At 70.7% G+C, this 22,593-nt stretch carries 28 protein-coding genes and 1 pseudogene; 15 read left to right on the top strand and 14 right to left on the bottom strand.

Annotated elements, in window-relative coordinates:
- Window positions 1-311 precede the first annotated feature (311 nt).
- Complete coding sequence (locus P2Q00_RS34645; RefSeq protein WP_275777665.1) at window positions 312-1,169, bottom strand: DMT family transporter; 858 nt, start codon at window positions 1,167-1,169, stop codon at window positions 312-314.
- A 115-nt stretch (window positions 1,170-1,284) separates the two neighbouring features.
- On the opposite strand from P2Q00_RS34645, the gene P2Q00_RS34640 reads away from it, so the two are divergent.
- The 3 genes from P2Q00_RS34640 to P2Q00_RS34630 all read left to right on the top strand — a co-directional run bounded on the left by P2Q00_RS34640 (window position 1,285) and on the right by P2Q00_RS34630 (window position 3,458).
- A complete protein-coding gene (locus P2Q00_RS34640; RefSeq protein WP_275777664.1) occupies window positions 1,285-1,857 on the top strand; it encodes a helix-turn-helix domain-containing protein in 573 nt (190 codons plus the stop codon).
- Window positions 1,858-1,889: 32 nt separating this feature from the next.
- Window positions 1,890-2,444, top strand: a complete 555-nt coding sequence (locus tag P2Q00_RS34635; RefSeq protein ID WP_275777662.1) for a YbaK/EbsC family protein — start codon at window positions 1,890-1,892, stop codon at window positions 2,442-2,444.
- Window positions 2,445-2,606: 162 nt separating this feature from the next.
- Complete coding sequence (locus P2Q00_RS34630; RefSeq protein WP_275777660.1) at window positions 2,607-3,458, top strand: SCO6745 family protein; 852 nt, start codon at window positions 2,607-2,609, stop codon at window positions 3,456-3,458.
- 29 nt (window positions 3,459-3,487) lie between these two features.
- On the opposite strand, the gene P2Q00_RS34625 is transcribed toward P2Q00_RS34630, so the two are convergent.
- Entirely contained in the window at window positions 3,488-4,582 is a 1,095-nt protein-coding gene (locus P2Q00_RS34625) for a cation diffusion facilitator family transporter (protein WP_275777658.1), read from the bottom strand.
- Window positions 4,583-4,642: 60 nt separating this feature from the next.
- On the opposite strand from P2Q00_RS34625, the gene P2Q00_RS34620 reads away from it, so the two are divergent.
- A complete protein-coding gene (locus P2Q00_RS34620) occupies window positions 4,643-5,002 on the top strand; it encodes an ArsR/SmtB family transcription factor (RefSeq protein ID WP_275777656.1) in 360 nt (119 codons plus the stop codon).
- Between the two features lie 3 nt (window positions 5,003-5,005).
- Here the strand turns inward: P2Q00_RS34620 and P2Q00_RS34615 are convergent, their stop codons facing one another.
- The 4 genes from P2Q00_RS34615 to P2Q00_RS34600 all read right to left on the bottom strand — a co-directional run bounded on the left by P2Q00_RS34615 (window position 5,006) and on the right by P2Q00_RS34600 (window position 9,473).
- On the bottom strand, window positions 5,006-6,244 hold the full coding sequence (locus tag P2Q00_RS34615) for a 4-hydroxybenzoate 3-monooxygenase (RefSeq protein WP_275777654.1): 1,239 nt from the start codon (window positions 6,242-6,244) through the stop codon (window positions 5,006-5,008).
- Between the two features lie 109 nt (window positions 6,245-6,353).
- Window positions 6,354-7,994 (bottom strand): APC family permease, encoded by a 1,641-nt coding sequence (locus P2Q00_RS34610; protein WP_275777652.1) that lies wholly within the window; start codon window positions 7,992-7,994, stop codon window positions 6,354-6,356.
- 135 nt (window positions 7,995-8,129) lie between these two features.
- Window positions 8,130-8,954 (bottom strand): SUMF1/EgtB/PvdO family nonheme iron enzyme, encoded by an 825-nt coding sequence (locus P2Q00_RS34605; protein ID WP_425579650.1) that lies wholly within the window; start codon window positions 8,952-8,954, stop codon window positions 8,130-8,132.
- A gap of 111 nt (window positions 8,955-9,065) precedes the next feature.
- The gene (locus P2Q00_RS34600) at window positions 9,066-9,473 is read right to left on the bottom strand and encodes a CoA-binding protein (RefSeq protein WP_275777648.1); all 408 of its coding nucleotides are present in this window, start codon (window positions 9,471-9,473) and stop codon (window positions 9,066-9,068) included.
- 153 nt (window positions 9,474-9,626) lie between these two features.
- Between P2Q00_RS34600 and P2Q00_RS34595 the strand changes: the two genes are divergently transcribed.
- The 4 genes from P2Q00_RS34595 to P2Q00_RS34580 all read left to right on the top strand — a co-directional run bounded on the left by P2Q00_RS34595 (window position 9,627) and on the right by P2Q00_RS34580 (window position 12,092).
- Window positions 9,627-9,953, top strand: a complete 327-nt coding sequence (locus P2Q00_RS34595) for a DUF190 domain-containing protein (protein ID WP_275777647.1) — start codon at window positions 9,627-9,629, stop codon at window positions 9,951-9,953.
- A 171-nt stretch (window positions 9,954-10,124) separates the two neighbouring features.
- Window positions 10,125-10,889 (top strand): hypothetical protein, encoded by a 765-nt coding sequence (locus P2Q00_RS34590; protein ID WP_275777645.1) that lies wholly within the window; start codon window positions 10,125-10,127, stop codon window positions 10,887-10,889.
- Complete coding sequence (locus P2Q00_RS34585) at window positions 10,886-11,440, top strand: SixA phosphatase family protein (protein ID WP_275777643.1); 555 nt, start codon at window positions 10,886-10,888, stop codon at window positions 11,438-11,440. The genes P2Q00_RS34590 and P2Q00_RS34585 overlap by 4 nt, the downstream gene beginning before the upstream one ends.
- A 25-nt stretch (window positions 11,441-11,465) precedes the next feature.
- Window positions 11,466-12,092 carry a YigZ family protein gene (locus P2Q00_RS34580; protein ID WP_275777641.1) on the top strand — a complete coding sequence of 209 codons (627 nt, stop codon included), beginning with the start codon at window positions 11,466-11,468 and terminating at the stop codon, window positions 12,090-12,092.
- 192 nt (window positions 12,093-12,284) lie between these two features.
- Here P2Q00_RS34580 and P2Q00_RS34575 read toward each other — a convergent pair.
- A pseudogene (locus tag P2Q00_RS34575) lies at window positions 12,285-12,392 on the bottom strand (dihydrofolate reductase family protein); the annotation flags it as partial.
- A gap of 196 nt (window positions 12,393-12,588) precedes the next feature.
- Here P2Q00_RS34575 and P2Q00_RS34570 point away from each other — a divergent pair.
- The 3 genes from P2Q00_RS34570 to P2Q00_RS34560 all read left to right on the top strand — a co-directional run bounded on the left by P2Q00_RS34570 (window position 12,589) and on the right by P2Q00_RS34560 (window position 14,926).
- The gene (locus tag P2Q00_RS34570; RefSeq protein ID WP_275777640.1) at window positions 12,589-12,939 is read left to right on the top strand and encodes an SAV_915 family protein; all 351 of its coding nucleotides are present in this window, start codon (window positions 12,589-12,591) and stop codon (window positions 12,937-12,939) included.
- Window positions 12,940-12,953: 14 nt separating this feature from the next.
- The gene (gene lysA, locus P2Q00_RS34565) at window positions 12,954-14,288 is read left to right on the top strand and encodes a diaminopimelate decarboxylase (protein WP_275777639.1); all 1,335 of its coding nucleotides are present in this window, start codon (window positions 12,954-12,956) and stop codon (window positions 14,286-14,288) included.
- Between the two features lie 263 nt (window positions 14,289-14,551).
- Window positions 14,552-14,926 (top strand): hypothetical protein, encoded by a 375-nt coding sequence (locus P2Q00_RS34560; RefSeq protein WP_275777637.1) that lies wholly within the window; start codon window positions 14,552-14,554, stop codon window positions 14,924-14,926.
- A 485-nt stretch (window positions 14,927-15,411) separates the two neighbouring features.
- Here P2Q00_RS34560 and P2Q00_RS34555 read toward each other — a convergent pair whose 3' ends face one another.
- Both P2Q00_RS34555 and P2Q00_RS34550 read right to left on the bottom strand, forming a co-directional pair.
- Window positions 15,412-16,362, bottom strand: coding sequence for a M56 family metallopeptidase (locus P2Q00_RS34555; protein WP_275777636.1), 951 nt, complete (start codon window positions 16,360-16,362; stop codon window positions 15,412-15,414).
- Between the two features lie 14 nt (window positions 16,363-16,376).
- A complete protein-coding gene (locus tag P2Q00_RS34550; protein ID WP_275777635.1) occupies window positions 16,377-16,787 on the bottom strand; it encodes a BlaI/MecI/CopY family transcriptional regulator in 411 nt (136 codons plus the stop codon).
- Window positions 16,788-16,874: 87 nt separating this feature from the next.
- Between P2Q00_RS34550 and P2Q00_RS34545 the strand changes: the two genes are divergently transcribed.
- From P2Q00_RS34545 to P2Q00_RS34535, 3 genes are all read left to right on the top strand, one after another.
- Window positions 16,875-17,711, top strand: coding sequence for an undecaprenyl-diphosphate phosphatase (locus P2Q00_RS34545; protein ID WP_275777634.1), 837 nt, complete (start codon window positions 16,875-16,877; stop codon window positions 17,709-17,711).
- Between the two features lie 125 nt (window positions 17,712-17,836).
- Window positions 17,837-18,448 (top strand): hypothetical protein, encoded by a 612-nt coding sequence (locus P2Q00_RS34540; protein ID WP_275777632.1) that lies wholly within the window; start codon window positions 17,837-17,839, stop codon window positions 18,446-18,448.
- 187 nt (window positions 18,449-18,635) lie between these two features.
- Window positions 18,636-19,238, top strand: a complete 603-nt coding sequence (locus P2Q00_RS34535) for a 3'-5' exonuclease (RefSeq protein WP_275777630.1) — start codon at window positions 18,636-18,638, stop codon at window positions 19,236-19,238.
- A gap of 202 nt (window positions 19,239-19,440) precedes the next feature.
- Here the strand turns inward: P2Q00_RS34535 and P2Q00_RS34530 are convergent, their stop codons facing one another.
- From P2Q00_RS34530 to P2Q00_RS34510, 5 genes are all read right to left on the bottom strand, one after another.
- Entirely contained in the window at window positions 19,441-19,749 is a 309-nt protein-coding gene (locus P2Q00_RS34530) for an antibiotic biosynthesis monooxygenase (protein ID WP_275777628.1), read from the bottom strand.
- A gap of 26 nt (window positions 19,750-19,775) precedes the next feature.
- Complete coding sequence (locus P2Q00_RS34525) at window positions 19,776-20,048, bottom strand: hypothetical protein (protein WP_275777626.1); 273 nt, start codon at window positions 20,046-20,048, stop codon at window positions 19,776-19,778.
- Between the two features lie 3 nt (window positions 20,049-20,051).
- Entirely contained in the window at window positions 20,052-20,252 is a 201-nt protein-coding gene (locus tag P2Q00_RS34520; protein ID WP_275777624.1) for a hypothetical protein, read from the bottom strand.
- Between the two features lie 310 nt (window positions 20,253-20,562).
- Entirely contained in the window at window positions 20,563-20,997 is a 435-nt protein-coding gene (locus P2Q00_RS34515; protein WP_275777622.1) for a VOC family protein, read from the bottom strand.
- A gap of 158 nt (window positions 20,998-21,155) precedes the next feature.
- Complete coding sequence (locus P2Q00_RS34510) at window positions 21,156-21,515, bottom strand: excisionase (RefSeq protein WP_275777620.1); 360 nt, start codon at window positions 21,513-21,515, stop codon at window positions 21,156-21,158.
- Window positions 21,516-21,583: 68 nt separating this feature from the next.
- Here P2Q00_RS34510 and P2Q00_RS34505 point away from each other — a divergent pair, with 68 nt between their 5' ends.
- On the top strand, window positions 21,584-22,567 hold the full coding sequence (locus P2Q00_RS34505; RefSeq protein WP_275777618.1) for a Clp protease N-terminal domain-containing protein: 984 nt from the start codon (window positions 21,584-21,586) through the stop codon (window positions 22,565-22,567).
- Window positions 22,568-22,593 lie beyond the last annotated feature (26 nt).

The following is a 22,593-nucleotide window of genomic DNA, read 5'->3' as shown; positions in this document are numbered from 1 at the left end:
GCGCCGGCCTGAGCCTCTACCGAGTCGCCCGCGAACTGCAGTTACTCCTCGCGGTCTGGACCGGCGCCTGCCCCACCTGTCACCGCAACATGCCGGAACCGATATCAACCTGACCAAGCACTACTAGGGCCTGTCGTCAAATTCCCGCCTGCCGCGCGACGCCATGCACGCACTCTCGTCGCACCGGGCACAGACCCACGTACAACCAGTACGCGGGTCCGTGCCCGGCACGCCGATAGCACGCACCTGACGCCGCGCGGCCCGCCCTTCGGGCGGACGACGGGAATTTGACGACAGGCCCTAGGCCGCGCTCAGCCCGTCGCCAGCAGCAGCGTGCCCACCAGGGCGAGGCCCGCGCCCGCCGCCTGGATGCCGCGGAGGCGCTCGCTGAGGAAGCCGCGGGCGGCGAGTGCGGTCACCACCGGGTAGAGCGAGGCGAGGACGGCGGCGACGGTGATGGGGCCGTGCTGGGCGGCGACCGAGTAGGTGCCGTTCGCCGCGACGTCCGCGAGGCCGACGAAGGCGAGCGCCGGGAGGGACGTCCAGGGGAAGCCGCCGCTCGGGAGGGCCTCGCCGCCCCGTCTGCCGGAGGAGTAGAGCGCGATGCCGCCTGCTGCCACGTTCGTCAGGCGCTGTACGAAGAGCGCGAGGAAGAGGCCGGCGACGGTCGTCGACGCCTCCGCGATCAGGGCGAACACCGTGCCGAAACCGAGCGCCGCGACGAGTGTCAGCAGAACCGTCCGCCGCTGGACCGAGGCGCCCCCGAACTGTGGACCGCCCGCGAGCACCACACCCGTGACGGCGACCGCGATACCCGCGACCTGCAGCAGACCGGGACGCTCGCCGAGGAACAGGCCCACGCCGACCGGGACGGCCACTCCCAGCGTCGCCAGCGGGGAGACGACGCCCATCGGCCCCAGCGCCAGGGCCTTGTAGAAGGCGATCATCGCCACCGGTCCCACCAGACCCGCGGCGAAGGCGAACCACAGCCGGGGGCCGGCCTCGCTCCAGCTGCCCGTGGCCGTCACGATCACCCCGAGCACGGCCGCGGCGATGCCCTGCGAGACGACGACCACCGTGAGCGCCGGGGTGCGCCGGGTGAGCAGTCCGCCGCCGAAGTCGGCGAGGCCCCACAGCAGGCTGGAGGCCATGGCGAAGAATGCTGTCACGGCTCGCCTCGCAGTACAGTTCGGTGAACGATCGGGTGCACTCCACCGTAGTTCAGTGAAGTGAACCCTGTCATTCACAATATTGCCCTCGCAGTACATGAATATTGGACGGAAAGTGTCGGACCTCGACCTGCTGACCCAGTCCCTGGCCCGCAACGTCAAGCGCTGGCGCAACGAGCGGGGCTTCACCCTGGACGCGCTCGCCGCCCGCGCCGGGGTCAGCCGCGGCATGCTCATCCAGATCGAGCAGGCCCGCACCAACCCGAGCATCGGCACGGTCGTCAAGATCGGCGACGCCCTCGGCATCAGCATCACGACGCTGCTCGACTACGAGCAGGGGCCCAAGGTCCGTATCGTCCCCGCCGAGCAGGCCGTCCGGCTGTGGTCCACCGACGCGGGCAGCTACAACCGCCTCCTCGCGGGCACCGAGGCGCCCGGCCCACTGGAGATGTGGGACTGGCGGCTCATGCCCGGCGACCGCAGCCCGTCCGACCCGCACCCCACCGGCACGGTCGAGCTCGTGCACGTCACGACGGGGGAGCTGACCCTCACGGTCGACGGCGAGAAGTACCGCGTCCCGGCCGGTGCGAGCGTCTCCTTCGAGGCCAACACCCCGCACACCTACGGCAACGAGGGCGGCGAACCGATGGAAATGGTCATGGCGGTCTCCGTCCCACCGGTCCACTGAGGCGGCACAGGACGCCCTGTTAGCGTGCGGTCATGCGTGCACCCATTGGACACTTCGACAGCGCCACTCCCGCCCCGGACGCCCTCCACGAACTGACCGGCCCGGTCGCCGACGCCGTACGCCACTGGAGCGGCAGTGTCCCCGCCGACCGGATCGTCTACGTCGACACCGACCCGCAGTGGGCCGACACCGCCGTCTTCGTGGAGCACTACGGGAAGGAGCTGCTGGAGCAGTCGGCGAACTGTGTGGTGGTGGCCGGCAAGCGGGGTGGCGAGACGACGCTCGCCGCGTGCATCGTGCTCTCCACCACCCGGGTCGACGTCAACGGCGTCGTCCGCCGCCAACTCGGCGCCCGCAAGGCCTCGTTCGCACCCATGGACACCGCGACGCAGGAGACCGGCATGGAGTACGGCGGCATCACCCCGATCGGACTCCCGGACGGCTGGCCGGTGTTGGTGGACGCGGCCGTAGTCGACCTTCCGTACGTCCTGGTCGGCAGCGGGCGGCGACGCGGCAAGCTGCTGGTGCCGGGGAAGGCGTTCGCGGAGCTGCCGGGTGCGGTGGTGTTGGAGGGGCTCGGCGTCTGACCGCGCCGCGCCCCACGCAGGGGCCTGCCGACCTTCGTCTGCGGCGTCGTCGTGGCTGGTCGCGCAGTTCCCCGCGCCCCTTCCGGCGCTGCCCTTCGGTCGCCGATGAGTTTCGGTGTGCCGGACGGTCCAAGTCGGCACACCTGACAAAGGGAGAACCCGATGGGCAAGACGCGCTCGCATCCGATGACTCACATCGCCCGTCGCATGTTCGAGCTCCTGGAGCCGATCTGCGTGGTCACCTTCCTGGCCGACGAGTGCAACGAGGAACTGGCCGCACTCGGCCACCGCACCTACTGGGACGGCTACTTCGGCAGCCGCGCCGCACCACTGGGACGGGTGCCGGCCCAGGTCGTGCACGCAGCCTTCTACAACTTCGCCGACGGGGAAGCCGCACGGCACATCCCCAGCGCCTGGGAGACGATCCCGCCCGAGGCCTCCGTCGCCGCGCGGGAGCGGGGCAGCGCGGCCTCCCTACGGCGCATCCTCGGCGACGAGCTGGCCGGCTCCCCGGGCCTGGTGCGTGCCGCAGACCTGACCACCAAGGCCGCGACGAGCGCCCCCACCGAAGGCCGGGTGATGTACGCCGGCATGCGCACCCTTGAGGTACCCAGCGACCCCGTCGCCCGGCTGTGGCATTCCGCGACCATGCTGCGCGAGCACCGCGGCGACGGGCACATCGCAGCTCTCGTCGGCGCGCGCATCGGCGGCACGGAGGCCCACGTGCTCTCCGCTCTGGAACAGGGCATCCACCCCCCAGAGTCGTTCGGACGCATTCATCACCTGCCGAAAGAGCGCCTGGCCGCGGTCATGGACGGCATGCGCGAACGCGGACTCATCGACACCGACGGCCACTTCACCGACGCAGGCCGCGCGACCAAACAACGCATCGAAACCCTCACCGACGAACTCGCCACCCCGCCCTACGACGCCCTGTCCCCCGCCGAACTCGACGAACTGATCACCGAGCTCGAACCCATCACGGCGCCCCTGGTGGCCACAGGCTCGCAGTGACACGCAGCAGATGATCCAGACGAAACCGCCTAGTGCTTCGCGTGATGCGCCAAGGCCAGGTGGGGGTCCTCCTCGTCCGGGGCCGGTGCCGGGTCGGCGTGTACCAGGGCCGCCGTCAGTCTTGGTACGGCGTGCAGCAGTGCGTGTTCGGCCTCGACGGCTATCGCGTGTGCCGTGCGTACGGTCGCCTCGCCGTCCACCACCACCGCGACCTCGGCCCGCAGCCGGTGCCCGATCCAGCGCAGCCGCAGCTGACCGACCTCGCGCACGCCCGGCACCTCTCGAAGCGCCCGCTCGGCCCGGTCCACCAGCTCCGGGTCGACGGCGTCCATCACCCGCCGGAACACCTCGCGCGCCGCGTCCCGCAGCACCAGCGCGATAGCCGCGGTGATCGCCAACCCCACCAGCGGGTCGGCGAGTTGCCACCCCAGTGCGGAGCCGCCCGCTCCCAGCAGCACGGCCAGCGAGGTGAATCCGTCGGTACGCGCGTGCAGGCCGTCGGCGACCAGCGCGGCCGAGCCGATCTCCCGGCCCACCCGGATCCGGTGGCGGGCAACCCACTCGTTCCCGGCGAACCCGACCAGCGCGGCCGCCGCCACGGCCGGTAGGTGCGCGACCGGGCGCGGATCGAGCAGCCGATCCACCGCCGCCCAGGCCGCGAACGCGGCCGACGCGGCGATCGTCAGGACGATCGCGATCCCCGCAAGGTCCTCGGCCCGGCCGTAGCCGTAGGTGAAGCGGCGCGTGGCCGCCCGCCGGCCCAGCACAAAAGCGATGCCCAGCGGTACGGCGGTCAGCGCGTCCGCGGCGTTGTGCACCGTGTCGCCCAGCAGCGCCACCGAACCGGACATGACCACGACCACCGCCTGCGCCACGGCCGTTGCCCCGAGGACGGCCAGCGAGACCCAGAGTGCTCGCATTCCGCGGGCCGAGGACTCCAGCGCGGAGTCGAGCTTGTCGGCGGTCTCGTGGGAGTGGGGGGTGAGGAGGTGGCCGAGACGGTGCCGGAGGCCGGTGGGGTTGTGGCGATGCGGGTGCCCATGGTGGGGGTCGTGGTGCCCATGGTGGTCGTGGTGCCCGTGATGGTCGTGGTGCTCGTCGTGATGGTGGTGCCGGTCGCTCACTTGGGCCCCTTCCGGTGCGCGGTGGTGGACGCGGGACGCCCACGGGACCATTATGTGCGTATGAGCGCACGCATGCACCTATCAACTGCGCACGATGCGCACCCGCGCACCCCGGGCGAGGAACAGTTCGCACTCGCCGCGGAACTCCTCGCCCTGCTGGGCGACCGCACCCGCCTCGCGCTGCTGCATGCCCTGACCAGCGGCGAGGCCGATGTCACGACGCTTACGGAGGCGGGCGGGGCGGCCCGGCCCGCGGTCAGTCAGCACCTGGCGCGGCTGCGGCTGGCGGGCTTGGTGAACACGCGCAAGGAGGGCCGCAGGGTCATCTATTCACTGCGGGACGGGCATCTGCGACGGCTCGTGGACGAGGCGCTGAAGGTGGCGGACCATCGACTCAGCGATCGGCCGCTGCACGACTGAGGATCACGGTGTTTCCGGCTGCACCGTCGTGCTGTTGCCGAGGTACTGCTCCGCGAACGCCGCCGCGGCAGCGGGGGATTCGAAGAGGCGGCGCAGCCGGGCCAGCGTCGTGCCCGCGCGGTAGGCGTCGCCCGACGACGCGCCGTGGTACACGTCCGACAGCCACTGCGAGAACTCCTGGTAGTCCCACACGCGTCCGAGGCAGGCCGCCGAGTAGCCCTCGAGGCCGCGGGCGTCGCCCTTGGTGAGGTGCGCGACGAGCCCGTCGCCGAGCAGGAAGGCGTCGTGGAGGGCGAGGTTCATGCCCTTGGCCGCGATGGGCGCGGTGAGATGGGCCGCGTCCCCGGCCAGGAAGAGGCGGCCGAACACCATGGGTTCGACCACGTAGTTGTGCATGTCGAGGACGCGCTTCTCGATCAGCCGTCCCTCAGTGAGCGGCGGCCGGTCGGCGGCGCCGAGCCGCTCCTGCAGCTCGGCCCAGACGCGTTCGTGCGACCAGTTCTCCGGGTCGTCGCCGGGCGGGCACTCCAGGTAGTAGCGGGTGACCTCGGGGCTGCGGGGCATGTGCCCGGCGAAGCCGTTCGGATGGATGCCGAACGCCACGCAGTCGCTGGACGGCGGCGCCTCGGCAAGGAGCGCCAGCCAGCCGATGCCGTAGTCGTGCCGGGCGATCCGGGCCCGCTCCGGTGGCAGCACGGTCCGGGTCACCCCGCGCGCTCCGTCGCACCCGGCGACGAAGTCGCAGTGCACCCACTCGCGTTGACCGGTCTCGGGGTCGACGTACGACACCGACGGCCGGTCCGTGTCCAGGCCGTGCAGCCGGACGTCCCGCACGCCGAACCTGATCTCGCCGCCGCGTACGTCCGTGTACTCCCGCACGAGATCGGTGACGAGCAACGGCTGTGGATAGACGAAGTGGTGATGCCCCGTCAACTCGGTGTAGGAAAACCGGTGCCGCTGCCGGCCGACACGGAACTCGCACTGGGTGTGCAACTCGGCCCGCTCCAGCAAGTTGCCTGCCAGGCCCCGCTGTTCGAGCCCCCGGACGGCCCACTCCTCGATCACGCCGGCCCGGGGCCGATGCTCGATGAACTCGCGCGTCTCCACCTCCAGCACCAGGCAGTCGACCGACGCGGCCCGCAGGATGTTCCCGACGGTGAGACCGGCGGGCCCTGCGCCCACGATCACGACGGGAAAGTGCTGCGGGGAAGGGAAGTTGGGGTGGGGAGTCGGGGAAGTCACCCGAGCATTGTGACGGATGGTCACTTTGTCGTGTGAAGAGACGGCGGGGGGCCCCCCCCCCGGGGGCCCCACCGCCGTCTCGTGCATTCCAGGAGGAATTCGAGGGGGGTCAGTGCGTGGGCGTGTCCACGACCACGACCTCGTCGATGCTGCGCTGGATCGCCTCGGGGTGCAGGGCGACGGCCCGGGCCCAGTAGTAGATGCCCAGGGAGAACGCGGACACGATCAGGATGTCCCACCACAGCGGGATGTTGCCCTGGCCGCCGAAACCGCCCTGCCAGGAGATCACGCCCATGCCGACCAGGTAGACCGGCAGCCACTGGGCGGCCTTGAAGTCCAGCCGGGGAGCGTCCGGCAGGCCCTTGTTCCTGGCGTAGACGGCGTAACCGCCGAGCAGCGCGTAGCCGAGGATGATCGCCACGCCGAGCCGCCACAGGATGTCCCAAGTGGCCCAGTAGATGATGAGGTTGGCGACGACGAAGGCCAGCGGGGAGATCACCTTGCCGCCGGGGAGGCGGTAGGGGCGCTCGTGGCTCGGCAGCTTGTCGGCGAAGACGCCGTACGCCAGCGGTGCGCCCGCGTACATCAGGACGCTCGCCGAGGTGATGAAGCCGACCAGCTTCTGCCAGCTCGGGAAGGGCAGGAAGCAGATGATGCCGGTCACGAAGGACAGGATCAGACCGAACCACGGCACACCGCGGGCGTCGACCTTCTCGAACAGCTTCGGTGCGTAGCCGTTCTTGGAGAGGCCGAAGGAGACGCGGGAGGTGGCGGTCGTGTAGATCAGACCGGTGCCCGCGGGGGAGACCACGGCGTCGAGGTACAGCACGACGCTCAGCCAGCCCAGGCCCACCAGGGTGGTCAGGCCCGCCCAGGGGCCGTCGATGCCCGGGAAGTCGAGCTTGGCCCAGCCGTGCGCGAACGTGCTGTGCGGCAGCGCGGCGATGAACACGATCTGGAGCAGGACGTAGATGGTCGCTCCGATCGCGACCGAGCCCAGGGTCGCGCGCGGCAGGTCGCGCTTGGGGTTGCGGCTCTCGCCCGCCAGCTGGATCGCCTGTTCGAAGCCCAGCAGGGCGAAGATGATGCCGCTGGTGCTGATCGCGCTCAGCACGCCCTTCGCGCCGAACGGGGCGAAGCCCTCCGAAGTGAAGTTGCCCGGGTGGAAGTGGCCCACCGCAACGATGAAGATCGTGGCCAGCGGGACGGCGATCTTCCACCAGGTGGCCGCACTGTTGGTGTGTGCGAGGACCTTCACGCCGAGGAAGTTGACCGCGACGAAGACGGCCATCAGGACGACCGCGACGATCAGACCGCTGGTCGTCAGCGTGCCGTTGCCCTTGTGCAGATAGCCCTTTGCGAAGTCCCAGTGTCCGGCATAGCCGATCATGGCCTCGACCTCGATCGGGGCCACGGTGGCCGCCTGCAGCCAGGCGAACCAGCCGAACGACATACCGGCCAGGCCGCCGAAGGCGTAGTGCGGATAACGCGCCGTGCCGCCCGCCACCGGGAACATGCCGCCGAGCTCGGCATGCACGAGCGCGAGCAGGACGATCGCGACGGCGCCGATACCCCACGAGATGATCGCCGCCGGACCGGCCATCGTGACGGCGTTCTTGGCGCCGAACAGCCAGCCGGAGCCGATGATTGAACCCACGGACGCCCACATCAGACCGATCAGTCCGACGTCCCGCCGGAGGCCTGTTGAGCCTCCGGTGTCCTCCAGGGAGGCCTGTTCGACGCTCACCATATTTTCAGCGACCTCTCACCAAGTGAATACAACTTTTCAGTGCGTGCGACGTCGCAGAGTAGGAAACAGGGGCGGTTGAGCAGAAGACAGATGGTGAAGTTTTGACCAACACCCGGGCTGTTCCTGAACAGCCCTTCAGACGCTCTGCAGACAGCGGAAACCCGTGTGACCAGTGGAACTGTCCACCGTATTGGCGCTGCGCGCGGCCACGCGGTAGCGGTTGCAATACGAACGGTGACACATGTGGGAGCCGCCGCGGATGACCTTCGCGGTGCCGGAGGCCGGACCGGTCGGGTTGTGGAGCGGGCGCGCGGTGCCGGGGAAGGTGCCCCGCCAGATGTTGCAGCGGTACTCGCCGCCGGGGTCGAGCTCGTCGCCCCATGGAAAGCGCTTCTGCTCCAGACCGCCGCGCGCGGCGTACTCCCACTCCGCCTCGGTGGGCAGCCGCTTGCCGGCCCAGGCGGCGTAGGCCGCCGCGTCGTTCCAGGACACATGCACCACCGGGTGGTCGCCCCGGTCGTCGACCGTGCTGCCCGGGCCCTCCGGACGGTTCCACACGGCACCCGCGACGCCGCACCACCAGGGGGCGGCCTCGGGACGCGGGGCGCCGCGCCGCAGGCTGCCGGGCAGGAAGCCGGCGAAGACGTACGACCAGCCGAGCCGCTCGGCGTCGGTGACATGACCGGTGTCGGCGACGAAGGCGGCGAACTGCTTGTTGGTCACCGCGCAGGCGTCGATGCGGAACGGGTCGAGCCGGACGGTCCGAACCGGTCCCTCACCGTCGGCGGGGAACCCCTCGGAGTCCTCCGCACCCATCAGGAACTCGCCGCCGGACAGCAGGACCATCCCCTCGGGATCGGCAGAGCCGCTCCGGGCTGCGGGCGGTGGGACCCGCACGGGTTCGGCAGGACCGCCGCCCGGCGGCATGCAACAAGGGGCGGGCGAACCGGGCTCGTGCATCGGGTCTTCCTCGGGTGCGGACGACAGGGAGCCGAAGAGGGGGCGGCCTCATATGTACGGCACGTCCCTGTGGGCCTTCCGCGCCGGCCGAGCGGGGTGGGCGAGCGCTGCTCAGTCGAGGAGCGGTATCTCAATGGCCGGGCAGCGGTCCATCACCATGTCGACGCCCGCCGCGCGCGTACGCTCGTACGCCGCCTCGTCGATCACACCGAGCTGGAACCAGACCGCCTTGACGCCCTTGGCGACCGCCTCGTCGGAGATCGGGCCGGCGAGGTCGCTGTTGACGAAGACATCGACGACGTCCACGTCGAAGGGGATGTCGGCGAGGGAGGCGTATCCCTGCTCGCCGTGGACCGTCTCCGCCTTGGGGTGCACGGGCACGATGCGCTTGCCGTAGCGCTGCAGCACCTGGGCGACGCCGTATGCGGCACGCCCGCGGTTCGACGACAGGCCCACCACGGCCCAGGTGTCGCCGGACTCGGTGAGGATCTTGCGGACGGTTGCCTCGTCGCCGTACACCGCGGCCTCCCTGCGCCTCGTGAACCTGCTGTCCAGTCCGACAACGGCCGGGAGTCCGCGATGATTCCCCGCTTACTGCCGCACCTTGAGCGCCTGTTCGGCAGACCGTCGGCGCGGTACGGTCCGGGCAGTCCGCACGGCAGGGGGTGGCCCATGCCCGGCCACGACATGCTCGCCGCACGCCTGACCATCCACCTCGACGCAGCCGTGGTCTGGCACCACAGGCCCGCCTACGCCGAACTCGTCCACCGCGCGCACCGCGAGGGCCTCATCGGGGCGAGCGTCTTCCACGGGATCACCGGCTTCGGCGCCGGCGACCGCAAGCAGTCCCCCCTCGCACCGAAGGCGCCGTGCGCCGTGGTCATCGTCGACGAGGAGCCACGCCTGCGGGACTTCCTGCCGCACGTGGCGGACGTCCTGGGGGAGACGTCGGCGGTGGCGGTGCTCGACCGGGTGCGAATTCATACGCCGCGCGCGTGAGTGGGCTCGTGCGTGAGTGCGTGAGAGGTGCGAGGAATGCGCGGGACGGGACCGCCTCCGCACGCGCGCGTGCGTCGCATGTGTGCGAGGGCGGCGGCACGCGCGTGTGTACGTCCACGCATCGCCGTGCACCTGGTTGAATCCCGCCGCCTTGTCCGGAATTCGCGCCGGATGCCTGCGCGCGGCCGTCCGCCCGCCTACGCTCAGCCCGTGCTGCACATCACCGACGCCCGAACCGGCGAGTCCGTCGACGCCGCCCCGGTCCGCCGGGGGCTGACCCGGGTCGACGCCCATGTGCCGGAATTCCACACCGGAGCCCTGCGGGTGCTGCTGGTCGCCGACCTTCTTGTGCGTGCCCTGGAACTCGGCGGCACTCCGGTGTGGGGGGTGCTGACCGCTGAACGGGGGCAGGCGGAGCTGCGGGCCGGGGCGGCTGCGCTCGGCATCCGGCCCTTCGAGGACAGGCGGGACGTCGGACCCGGACTGGGCGAGGCACAGGTTCTGCACGTCGTGGAGGAGGGCGGAGCGACCCCCGACGGCGTCCGGGTCGCCGTCGCCCCCGTCGGCCCGGAGGCGCCCGGCATCGCGCAGGGCGCCGACCCGGCCGCACTGCGCCTGGCCCTCCTCTCCCGGCGCCGGAGCACACCCGTGCAGCTCGACGCGGCCGCGCTGAGCGAGGCCGGCGAAACCCTCGTACGCTGGCGGCGCGCGGTCGCCGCCTGGGCGCAGCAGCCGTCGCGGCCGATTCCCGACGAGGCGCGCGCACGCCTCCGTACCGCCTGGGAGGACGACTTGGACGTCCCCGCCGTGCTCGACGTGCTGGCCTGGGTGGAGTCCGGGTCCGAACTGCCGGAGGGCGCGCGCTTCGAGACGTACGCCTACGCGGACCGGCTGCTCGGCCTCGATCTCGCCCGCGACCTCGGAAGCCCGGCATGATCGCGCGCGCGGGAGCGGGCCCGCTGCGTCGCCTCGTGGTGCTGCGGCACGCCAAGTCGGCCTGGCCGGCGGGCGTCCCCGACCGCAAGCGTCCGCTTGCGCCGCGCGGCCGCCGGGACGCACCGGCCGCCGGCCGAGCCCTCGCCGAGGCCGACTGCCTGCCGGACCTCGCCCTGTGCTCCACCGCCGTACGAGCACGCCAGACCTGGGACCTGGCCTCGGCCCAGTGGGGGACACCGCCGCCGGTGCACCACGACCCGCGGCTGTATGCCGCCGAAGTGTCCGACCTGCTGACCGCCGTGCACGAGGTGTCCGCCGAGGTCGAGACACTGCTTCTGGTCGGACACAACCCCGGCCTCGAGGAACTCGTCCTGGAACTCGCCGGGGACAGCCTCGACGACAACCTCGACGAGGTGCGGGCGAAGTTCCCCACCGCGGCGATCGCAGTACTGGCCTGGCACGGAACCACCTGGGACGCGCTCGCCCCGGGCACGGCACTGCTGACGAGCATGATCGTGCCGCGGGGCAGGAAGGGCGACGGGAAGAAGTAGGACGTGCGCCGCATAGGCTGGCCGGATGCAGGACGAGTACCGCACCGTCGCCCGCCCGGGAGTGCACGAGACCGAGGTCAACCGCTCCCGCTTCCTGTGCGCCCTGGCGCCCGCGGCCACCGAGCAGGAGGCCCAGGACTTCATCGCCGGGGTGCGCAAGGAGCATGCGGACGCCACCCACAACTGCTGGGCCTACGTCATCGGCGCCGACGCCTCCGTCCAGAAGGCCAGCGACGACGGCGAACCGGGTGGCACCGCCGGCGTCCCCATGCTCCAGATGCTGCTGCGTCGCGACATGCGGTACGTCGTCGCCGTCGTCACCCGCTACTACGGCGGCGTCAAGCTCGGCGCGGGCGGGCTCATCAGGGCGTACGGCGGCGCGGTCGGCGAGGCCCTGGACACCCTCGGCACCCTCACCCGCCGCAGGTTCCGGCTGGCCACGGTGACCGTCGACCACCAGCGCGCCGGGAAGGTCCAGAACGACCTGCACTCGACCGGCCGCGAGGTGCGCGACGTGCGCTACGGGGAGGCGGTCACCATCGAGGTCGGCCTGCCGGACGCCGACGTGGACGCCTTCCGGGCCTGGCTCGCCGACGTGACCGCCGGGACGGCCGGGTTCGAACTGGGCGGGGAGGCCTACGGGGACGCGTGAGGTCCGGCACGAGCTGTCCTCGGCCGTCGTCGGACGAGTCGTGCCGGCCCGGCCGTTACGGCGTCCGCCACCGGAGCCACCGTCGTACTCGGCCCGCTCACAACAGCAGTCCCGGCGGGCCTACCGGCCCAAACGAACGTCGAGCGTCCGGCTCTCGATCAGCTCAAGGCCGAAGTCGGCCGCCAGACCCGCGGCCATCAGCGCCCGCGCGAACGCCCGATACGTGTCGGCCCCGAAGACCATCCGCGGCGCCTCGCCGTACAGGGCGAGACGGCGCTCGAGGAGCTCGGGGCCCTGCTTGCTGCCTTCCGGGCTGATCACCAGGAACGCCAGCATCCCGTCAACGTCGTCCCGATCACCGTCAGCATCCCGTCAGGAGGGGTCCGCGAGCCGCGGTGGGCGGGCTTAGCGTCGTTGGTGCGCCCCGGTCCGCCTCCCCGCGTCCGGGCGCTTCGGCCCATCCCTTCAGCCACTTCGGATCCTCCGGAGGTATCCCATGGAACAACTCCAGTACGGCGAAGACCCCGAGCCCTCCGATCGGTTCCCGGCCGGACCCCTGTTCGTCCCGGTCCGGCCGGGTCCTTCACGGTGCGTGGCCCGGCTCTTCCGCACACCTCTCGGCGGCCGCACCGCCGTCGGCTTCACCTCGCTGCGGAGGCTGACCGCGACGTTCGGTCCCGGGCAGGCGTGGATCCGCCTCGCCGAGCCCGCGCTGCGCGCACTGACCGCCCCGCTCGGCGTCACCACCGTCACCATCGACCCCCAGTTCACCGCGCCGGCGCCCGTACCGGTCGCGTCCGCCGCCCCCGAGTTGGCCCCGACCGCCCCGGCCCTGCGGATCGGTTGAGAGGAGAGCAGGCGATGACCACCCTTCACGAACCCGCCGTCCCTTCCACCTCCGCCGAACTGTCGGTGTGGCCGGCCTCGACCGCCGAGCCCCGTCCGGGCGACCTGACCGTGGGCGGCGTGCCGCTCGCGGAGATCGCCGACCGCTTCGGCACCCCTGTCTATGTCCTCGACGAGAACGAGGTCCGCGACCGCTGCCGCACCTACCGGCACGCCTTCCCCGACGCCGAAGTCCTGTACGCGGCAAAGGCGTTCCTGTGCCGGGCCATGGTCCACTGGATGGCCGAGGAGGGCCTCGGCCTCGACGTCTGCTCCGCCGGCGAGCTGGAACTCGCGGTGACCACCGGCTTCCCGCCGGAGCGGATGGTCCTGCACGGCAACGCCAAGTCCCCGCAGGACCTGGAGACGGCCCTCCGGCTCGGCGTCGGCCGTATCGTCATCGACAGCCCTTCGGAGATCGCGCGGCTGGCTGCGGCGGTCGGCCCCGGCGGTCACCAGAAGGTGATGGTCCGTGTGGTGCCCGGGATCAGTGCGGGCGGCCACGAGAAGATCCGCACCGGCACGGACGATCAGAAGTTCGGCCTGTCGATCTCCGACGGTTACGCCCAGCACGCCATCGCCCGGATACTCGACCAGCCGCAACTCGAACTGACCGGCCTGCACTGTCACTTGGGGTCGCAGATCACGAGCGTCAAGCCGTACGTCGCCGCCGTACGCCGCACGGTCGGCCTCATGGCCAGGCTGCACGAACAGCACGGCCTGGTCCTGTCCGAACTCGACCTGGGCGGCGGTCACGGGATCGCCTACCGCCCCGGCGAGGAGGGCCTCGATCCGACCGCGCTGGCCCACCGGGTGCGTATCGAACTCGCTGAGGCGTGTGCCGCGGCCCAACTCCCGGTGCCGCACGTGATCATCGAACCGGGGCGTGCGATCGTCGGCCCGGCCGGTATCGCGCTCTACCACGTGCTGGCCGTGAAGCACACGGGCGAGAGGGTGTTCGTGGCGGTGGACGGCGGCATGAGCGACAACCCGCGGCCCGCGCTCTACGGCGTGCGGTACGCGCCACGACTCATCGGTCGGCACAGCATCGCCGACCCGGCCCGGGTGACTGTGGTGGGCCGGCACTGCGAGGCCGGAGACATCCTTGCCGCGGACGTCGAACTCCCCGGCGACGTACGCCCGGGAGACCTTCTCGGAGTGCCCGTGGCGGGCGCCTACCACCTGTCCATGGCGTCCGGCTACAACCTGGTCGGCCGCCCACCGGTGGCCGCCGTACGTGACGGCTGCGCCCGTCTCCTCGTACGCCGCGAGTCCCTGGACGACATCCGCACCCGCGACGTGGGCGTGTAACCCGCGCGGGCTTGTTGCTCAGGTTGCCCCGAGCGGCGCGAACTCCCGGGCGGGTCGGTCCTTCCTCACCCACGCCGACCGACCCGCCCGGGCCTGTATCCGGGAGTGGCCGATCGACTCACCCAGGACACTCGGCCCCGGCCGACACGCGGCGAGCGCCGATCCAGCGCTGCTCCGGATCCAGCGGCGCCGCGCCCCTCGCTCCTGCGGTCGGCGGCATAGTGGAAGCCGTGCCAGTCCTTCGCGATGCGATCGGAGCCCCTGTGGACGACGTGGAATTCTCCGAAGCCCTGGAGACGGTCCTGCGGGACCTCCGGGCGCAGTGCGTGGTGCGGCCGCGCATACGTGTGGACGACACGTACGGGATCATGCTCCATGCCCCGGACGGTTCGGGCCAGGGCCTGACCTCGCCGCTGGGCGGCACCGTCGCGGAGCGGCTGGCGAACCTCGCGGATCAGGTCCAGGAGTGGGCGGTGGAGGCGCTGTGGTCCGAGGGCGCACCGGCGGTGTGGCCGAACTGCCCGACCCACCCCGACACGCATCCGCTGACGCCGACGGTCGCGGCGGACACAGCGGTGTGGGTGTGCCCCAAGAGTGGAGCGACGATCGCTCGGATCGGGGAGTTGGAGAGCCGTTGAGGCAACTGCTCTTCTGTGGTTTGGGATTACGGGTGGCGTTACCTGCTCTGGCAGGCCCTGTAGAGGGTTGCGCCATCGATGTGATGCCTGCAGACCATCATGACGCCGAGCAGACGGCCGTCGGTGGTCACGGAGATGCCGGCGACGGCATCGACGGGAACCGTGCACCCTGAGGTTGCGGCCAGGCCCAGGCCCACCGCGACAGCGCCGACGAGGCGCCGGAACACCGGCCGTGAAGCGGTCGACCACATGGGACCCCCCTGCCTGCGGGCGCTCGTGGGCCCCTGTCCGGGGATGGTAGGCGGCGAGCGGCGGCGAGCCGCAGCGTCGCCGCACGCCCGTTGCGTGCTCGTTGTCGCCCTGTAGCCGCTTGGTTTGCGTCAGCCCAACACGGTCTCGATGCCCGGGACCTTCTGCCCAGAGAGGTCGACGTCGTCGCCGACCCGCGGCCCGACCTGCCATTGCAGTGGTGTTTCGGCGAGTGGCTACCTGGCGCCTACGGTCTCCAACAGGCGGTGGAGGTCGTGGGCGGCTTCGGCGGTGGCGAGGAGCGTGGCCGTGAGGACGGCCGTGGTGGCCGCGGCGAGGACGGGACGGCGGTCGAGGGGTGGGGCGAGAAGCGCGGCGACACGGCGGGGCACCGGGCCCGCGGAGGCGAGCGGGCCATGGCGGCCGAGGATGCCGAGGGCTGCCCCGGCCGCGCGGGTGAGGGCCGGCGCGCGGTGGGCGGCGAGGGCGGCCTTGCCGACGGTACGGGCGACGCGGCTGCGGTCGCCGGTGGCCCTGGCGGCGTTCTCGTCGGCCCAGCGTTCGATGGTGTAGGCGACGGCGGTCGCGAAGGGGCGCAGCAGGGGGTTGGCCGAGGCGCCGAGCTGGGCGAGGGCGACGAAGGCGTAGTGGTGGCCGGTCAGGTGGGCGCGCTCGTGGGCGAGCAGGATGCCGTGCTCGGTCTCGTCCAGGGTGTGCAGCATGCCGGTGGAGACGACGATGCGGCCGGGCAGGCCGGGCAGGCCGGGCAGTGCGTAGGCGTCCGGTGCCTCGTCGTCGACGATGACCGTGCCGTCGCGGGTGGGCATGCAGGCGGCATCCAGTGCCGCCGCCGCCAGGGTGCGGGCCCGACGCCAGAGCATGCGGGCCGCGGCGAGAACAGCGCCACCCACGAGCAGTCCCGCGATCAGGGCCACGGAGAGCTCGGCGGGGTCGTCGCGCTGTGCCGAGGTGGCCGACCAGTGGCCGAGGGCGGCGAGTTGCGGGATGCGGATCAGGCCGGTGGCGGCCAGCAGGCCCAGGGAGACGGTGCTCGCCGCGCCCAGGACGAGCGCAGAGCCGGTGAGCAGCCAGGTGGCCAGGCGGGGTTCACACCGCTCGGACAGCGGCCGGGCGGCGAGCGGGGCGATCAGGGAGAGCAGCAGCGGCAGATAGACGGCGATGCGCAAGGGTCCGTCGCCTCCTACCGGTCGGAGTCCTGCTCGGGGCCGAGCAGTTGGCGCAGCAGGTCGGCGTCCGTGTCGGACAGGCCGTCGGCGAAGCGGGCGAGGACGGCCTCGCGGTCGGGGCGCTCCTCCAGGACGGTTTTCATGCGGCGGGCGGCGAACCCGGCGTCGTCGGTGACGGGGGCGTAGGCGTAGGCCCGTCCGCGCGGGTTGCGGGTGAGCAGGCCCTTGGTGTGCATGCGGGTCAGGATCGTCACCACGCTGTTGTACGTCAGTCCGTCGCGGAGGCGTTCGGTCACCTCGCCCGGGGTCAGCGCGGTGCCGGCCTGCTGGAGCAGGGCGAGGAACTCGGCCTCGCGGGCGCCGTTCGCCCGTTTCGGACCCCGCCCGTGCGTATCGGCGTCCATGGGTTTGTCGTTCTCCCGCATCGCCCTCTATCTTCTACACCCGTGTAGGAGTTTTACTCCCGTGTAAAAGCTTCCGTGTCCCGAGTGTGCCACACAGATGGGTCCCCCATGAGCGCCATCAGCATCGGCCAGGCCGCCGTCCTCGGAGTCGTCGAGGGGGTGACCGAGTTCCTGCCCGTCTCCTCCACCGGACATCTGAAGATCACCGAGGGGCTGATGGACATCCCGGTCGACGACACCTCGGTGGTCGGCTTCACCGCAGTCATCCAGGTCGGCGCGATCGCCGCCGTACTCGTGTACTTCTTCAAGGACATCACGCGCATCGTCTCCGCCTGGGGCCGCGGCCTCCGCAATCGCGAGGAGCGCCACCACCACGACTACAAGTTCGCCTGGTGGGTCATCTACGCCACCATCCCGATCGTGGTCGTGGGGTTGGCCGCCAAGAAGCTCGTCGAGGGGCCGCTCGGCTCGCTGTGGGTGGTGGCCGGCTCGCTCATCGTCGGCTCCGGTGTGATGTGGGCGGCCGACCAGATGGGCCGGCACAAGCGGGGTGAGGACGACACCACCTTCAAGGACGCGATGCTGGTCGGCTGCTCACAGATTCTCGCCCTGCTCTTTCCCGGCTTCTCCCGCTCCGGCGCCACCATGTCCACGGCCCTGATCCTGGACCTGGACCGGGTGGCGGCGACCCGACTCTCCTTCTTCCTCGGCATTCCGGCCCTGACGGGCGCCGGCCTGTACGAACTGAAGGATGCCGTGGGCGCCGGGGTCGGTGCGGTGCCGCTGGCCGTCGGAACCGCCGTCTCGTTCGTGGTCGCGTACGCCTCCATCGCGTGGCTGCTGAAGTTCGTCGCCAAGCACTCCTTCAACGCTTTCGTGATCTACCGGATCGTCGTCGGGTTGGGGCTGCTCGGGCTCCTGGCCACCGGGGCGCTCAATGCCTGACCGGGTCTCTGGGGAAGGGGCGCCTCGCGCCGAGTCGGGACCGCGGACCGACGGCCGCCGCATTGGACTCACGGCTCCGTCCTGAAGGCGCCGACAATGACCAGGCTGTCAACATCGGGGGACGTATGACGGATGACGAACCGTCAAGGCCGGAGTCCAGTGCCGTGTTCGAGCGGGTGCTGGACGAGGCCATGGGCCGCGCCGAGATCGAGGAGGCGGTCGAGCGTTGCGGAAGCACCGTCAGCCGCGGGTGTCTGCGCGTGAGAGTGCTTCAGGCGCGTACGGCGATCTCGGCATCGGCGGACGCCGAGTACCGCGCCTACCTCGAAGCGGTGGCCATGGGCTCCAGTCCGTCTCCGGACGGCGAAGCATCGGCGGTTCGGAGCACCGGCAGGTGGTCGCTGCGCGCGCCGGCGGTGCTGTACCCGGGGCTGTTGGCCGTGCTGGGGCTCCTCTTCCTTGTGCCCGGTTGCGGGTTGCGTGTCTTCGGCGGGCGGCCCTACGTCGGCGACGGTCTGATCACCGCGGGACTGCTCCTCTGCGCGGTGGCCGTCGGTGCGGTGGTCGGTGACCTGATCTGGCTGTCGGTGATCGCGGCGCGTCGGCGTTCCGTCTGCGCCGGCGACGCCGAGTCGCACGTGACGAAGGCGCGGAGGGCCTGGGAACTGGCCTTGCTGGAACGGGGCATGGTTCCGTTCCTGCTCCGCTGCATCGAGGAGTCCTGTACCGGGGAATGAGGCGATCACGCCGCACATTAGTGCCATAGTCGACGTGATGACCTATGCCGGCTGCCGGTTGCACAACTCGTTGATAAACGGCGCGGGTCATGTAATGACGACTGGAAGTGGATCTCACGGGAAAACGCCTCGTGTTGCAAGGGTCCGGGATAATGTGGCGGCAATCTGCACCAGAGGGAGTTCTGTAGTGTCCACATTCGTTGTGTTCGACCTCGAATTCACGTCATGGCCGGGGGCACTCGAACAGGACTGGGGAGCACCGGGGCAGCTCCGTGAGATCGTGCAGATCGGGGCGCTGCGCCTGCGTGAGGACTGTTCCGTGGTCGAGGAGTACGAAGCGCTGGTCCGCCCTGTGGTCAACCCCCGCCTGTCCGCGTACTTCACCGAGCTCACCGGCATCGAGCAGGAGCGGGTGGACCGGGACGGGATTCCCGCGGCCGAGGCCCTGGGTGACTTCCTGGGTTTCTGCCGGGGCGAGGCGGTGCTCTCCTACGGCAACGACATGGTCGTTCTCGGCGAGAACGTCGGCTGGGCGCGAGCTCGCGGAGAAGAGGTCAAGAACGGGTTCCTGGCCGCGCATTTCCTGAATATCCGGCCCTGGCTGAACTCCCTCGCACCGGAAACCGCGTCCTCCAATGTGGGCCGTCTGTGGCAGGTTCTCGGACTCCCCAAACCGGCCGCCGGCAACGAGCATTCGGCGCTCTTCGACTGCTATTCCTTTGCCGCAGCCATCGAACACCTTCACAGCACCGGGACGGCCCTGCCCGAAGGGTGTCTGCGGCGTTCTTGATCGGCACTCCGGTACGGCAGTGTCAGTGCCAGGGCAGTGGAAGGCGCGGGCAACGGCCCGGCGACGTCTCCGTCAGCACGAACAGTCGGTACGCCACGGTCGGTAAAACCGGTCCCGTGTTGGTGCCGGCACCGGCCTGATCACCCCGCTCGGTTTCGCCGCACTCGCCGTCGTGCTCGGGATCGGACCGGCATGGGGCCACCTACATGGGAGTCTGCGCGGTGCGGTGTGCCTTGACGTCGAACAGCGCGAGAGCAGGTTCGGCGCCGACTTCACGGAAGAGCCGGGGCGCTGCCGGCCCCTCCGGGGCCGCGCGCATCGCGTCCAGTGCGGCGCGGTCCCGCCACAGCGTCTGAATGCGCCAGTGTCCGTCCTGTCCGCCCAGCAGCTCAGTACGCACCAGCCCATCGGGCAGGGTACCTGCGACAAGTTCACGGTAGGCGGCGACAAGGTCGGCCTCCCGTTCGGGTGCGACGGCTGCGCTGACCTCGGTCAATACCTGTCCGGTCATGACCCTCATCTCCTTCTCCCTTCACGCTACGCGGGTCTCAGCAGGCGATGTCGAGCGTGACGGTGGGCCCTGAAGGCGTGTTCTCGGCGTGCGCGGTGCCGTCGGAAGCCAGGGCCCTCGTCGATCACCGACAGATGCAGGCACCCGCCGGTGACCTGCGCGGGCAGGCCGATCGCTTCGGCGCCGTGCCGCAGGGCGTTGTCGCGCAGAGCGGCGCGGGCCGTGCGGTGGCCGACGTACGACGCGGCGATGAGGGTGAGGTCCGAGGCGAAGGCCAGTTGGGCGAGAAGCTCGCGCAATGCCTAGTCGCGGCGACCGCGCCTGACCGCCGCGACGACGATGCGCACCTGCCCGACGGCGGTGACCCGCGCCGCCTGGACGCGCAGCGTGTCCGACGTGATCGGCAGCGGGGCGCCGACATCATGCCGGACCGTGCGTCCGCCGCTGACAGCCGCCAACTCGTCGGGCGTGAGCAGCAGTTCGTGCCCCTGCTCGCGGAGCAAGGGTGCACCATCGCCCCCGATGTGCGGCTGCGGACCCCGAGCGAAGTCGTCGAACATCTTGGCGCGACCGGGAGGACCGGCATCTTCGACGGCACCGAGTTCCGGGTCCGGCGTCCGGCGCAACAAGCAGGCCTGCGGTGCAGCCCGACCCGGCCCGGAAGCTGCGCGGACCGTCGAGATCACCACACCATGCCCGGCATCGCCGGGCTGTACAACCTTGCCCTCACGGGACAACTCCCGCGCCGTACGGGATCAGCTTCAAGAAAGGCCCGAGGGAGGCGGCTCCCCACCTCGCCGTCTCGGAGGCTGCTCAGTCGAGACAGAACTCGTTGCCCTCGATGTCCTGCATCAGGATGCACGACTCGTTGTCGTCATCGGCAAGCAGCGTTCGCAGGTGTACCGCACCGAGCGCGACCAGTCGTGCGCATTCGGCCTCCAGTGTGGCAAGGCGCTCCTCACCCACGAGTCCCGTGCCGGCCCGCACGTCGAGATGCACCCGATTCTTGACGATCTTGCCTTCGGGAACGCGCTGGAAGAGCAGGCGGGGGCCCACACCTGAGGGATCACTGCAAGCGAAGTAGATGACCTGATCCTCAGGCGGCAGCGAACGGTGATAGTCCTCCCAAGTGGCAAACCCCTCCGGGACCGGAGGCACGACGTACCCCAACACCTCGCACCAGAAACCGGCGAGGCGCGCAGGTTCTGCGCAGTCGAAGGTGACCTGGAACTGCTTGATCGATGACATCGGCGCACCATAACAGGCGGTCTCTCGTGCTCATCTCCCGGTAGGGATCCGCATGTTGTCGGGAGGGCGGCCCCTGCTGAAGGCCTCTGGCGCGATGGGTGTCGGCCGGTGCACCCGAGCACCCGTTCGGGCCGCCGGCACGGTGCTGCTCGCGCCGGTCATTTCCGCTCCAGGGCGGCCAGCCGCAGCTCGAGCTGGTCAACCCGGTGTCGTAGCAGGGTGACTTGGGCCTCCAGGCTGACTTCCCGTTCCGCCCTGCGCTGAATGCGCGGGGATGCTGCGGCGCGCTCGATCACCGCGTCCAGCTGGACCAGGCGCTGCGGGCCGTTCGGGCCGTCCACCAGCCGGGACTGGATCTCGCCGTTGCGGTACCAGGACCGCAGGGCCGAGCGGGAAACGCCGGTCTCGGTTTCCGCCTTGGCCAGCGTGACCCAGGGTGTCTCGTCCAGCTGCTCGAAGAGCTCCAGCTCGTTCTGCCAGCGCGCGAGCCGGTCCTCCCAGTCCGACGGAGTCTCCATCACACCTTCCCTTCAGCACGGTGACCCTATCAATAACAGTGTATTGACACGGTTGAGACCATGGACCCATGCCATTTGAACGGTTCACGGTGGAAGCCCGCAAGGTGGTCGTCACGGCTCAGGAGGAGGCGAGGCTGCTCAAGCACAACCACATCGGCACGGAGCACATCCTGTTGGGGCTGCTCGATGCGCCGGACAGCACGGCGGCGAAAGTCCTGCACCAGCTCGGGTACGACAAGGAGGCGGCGCAGGCCGATATCGCCGCGGTGGCCAAGCCCGGCACGGCGGAGCCGAGGGGCCATATCCCGTTCGCGCCGAGCGCCAAGAAGACGCTGGACCTCGCTCTGCGCGAGGCGCAGCAGCTGCACCACACCTACATCGGTACGGAACACATCCTGCTCGCCCTGGTCGCCGGGGAAGGCGAGGGCGTCGGCGCGAAGGTGCTTGCCCGGCGGATCAATCCGATCAGCAGGATCCGTGCCGCGGTGCTGGCCTCATCGGAGGGAGCACAGGACGTCGCGGCGGCCCCTTGGCCGGCCGGCACACCCGCCACCCAGGACACTGTGGCCGCCGCCGGCGCGCTCGCCGGTGGCGCACCGGTCGGCAGCCATCACCTGCTGGAGGCGATGCTGCGGGCGGAGAACAGCATGGCGGCCAGGGCGCTGCGCGAACTCGGGGTCGATCCGGACGCGGTCGCCGCCAAGATCGACGAGCTGGATCCGGAGACGACCACGGACGCGAACCCGGACGAGGCCGCCGCCCGCAAGATGGAAATCCGGCTGGTCGACGATGAGGTGCACCTGATCCTGCGCGACCCGGCAACGGTCACGGTCGCCAAGAAGGTCACCGAGCTGTCCGGCGGCCCGGTCGAGGGCATCGGGCCGGTCGCCGGCATGTTCGTCCCTCTCTGGCGGTCGACCAACCAGCTGCTGCTGCAGATCCAGCGCACGCTGGAACCGGAAACCGAAGAAGAGGGCGGATCCGCCGCGAGCAACGTGGCCAAGGTCGTACGCACAGTGCTCGCGCCCCGGCTCCGCCGGCGACCCGGCTGATCAGCGGGCGGGAAACGGCCGGTGGG

This window comes from Streptomyces coacervatus (genome assembly GCF_029223485.1).
Classification (GTDB): domain Bacteria; phylum Actinomycetota; class Actinomycetes; order Streptomycetales; family Streptomycetaceae; genus Streptomyces; species Streptomyces coacervatus.
This window is presented reverse-complemented; position numbering and strand designations above follow the sequence as displayed.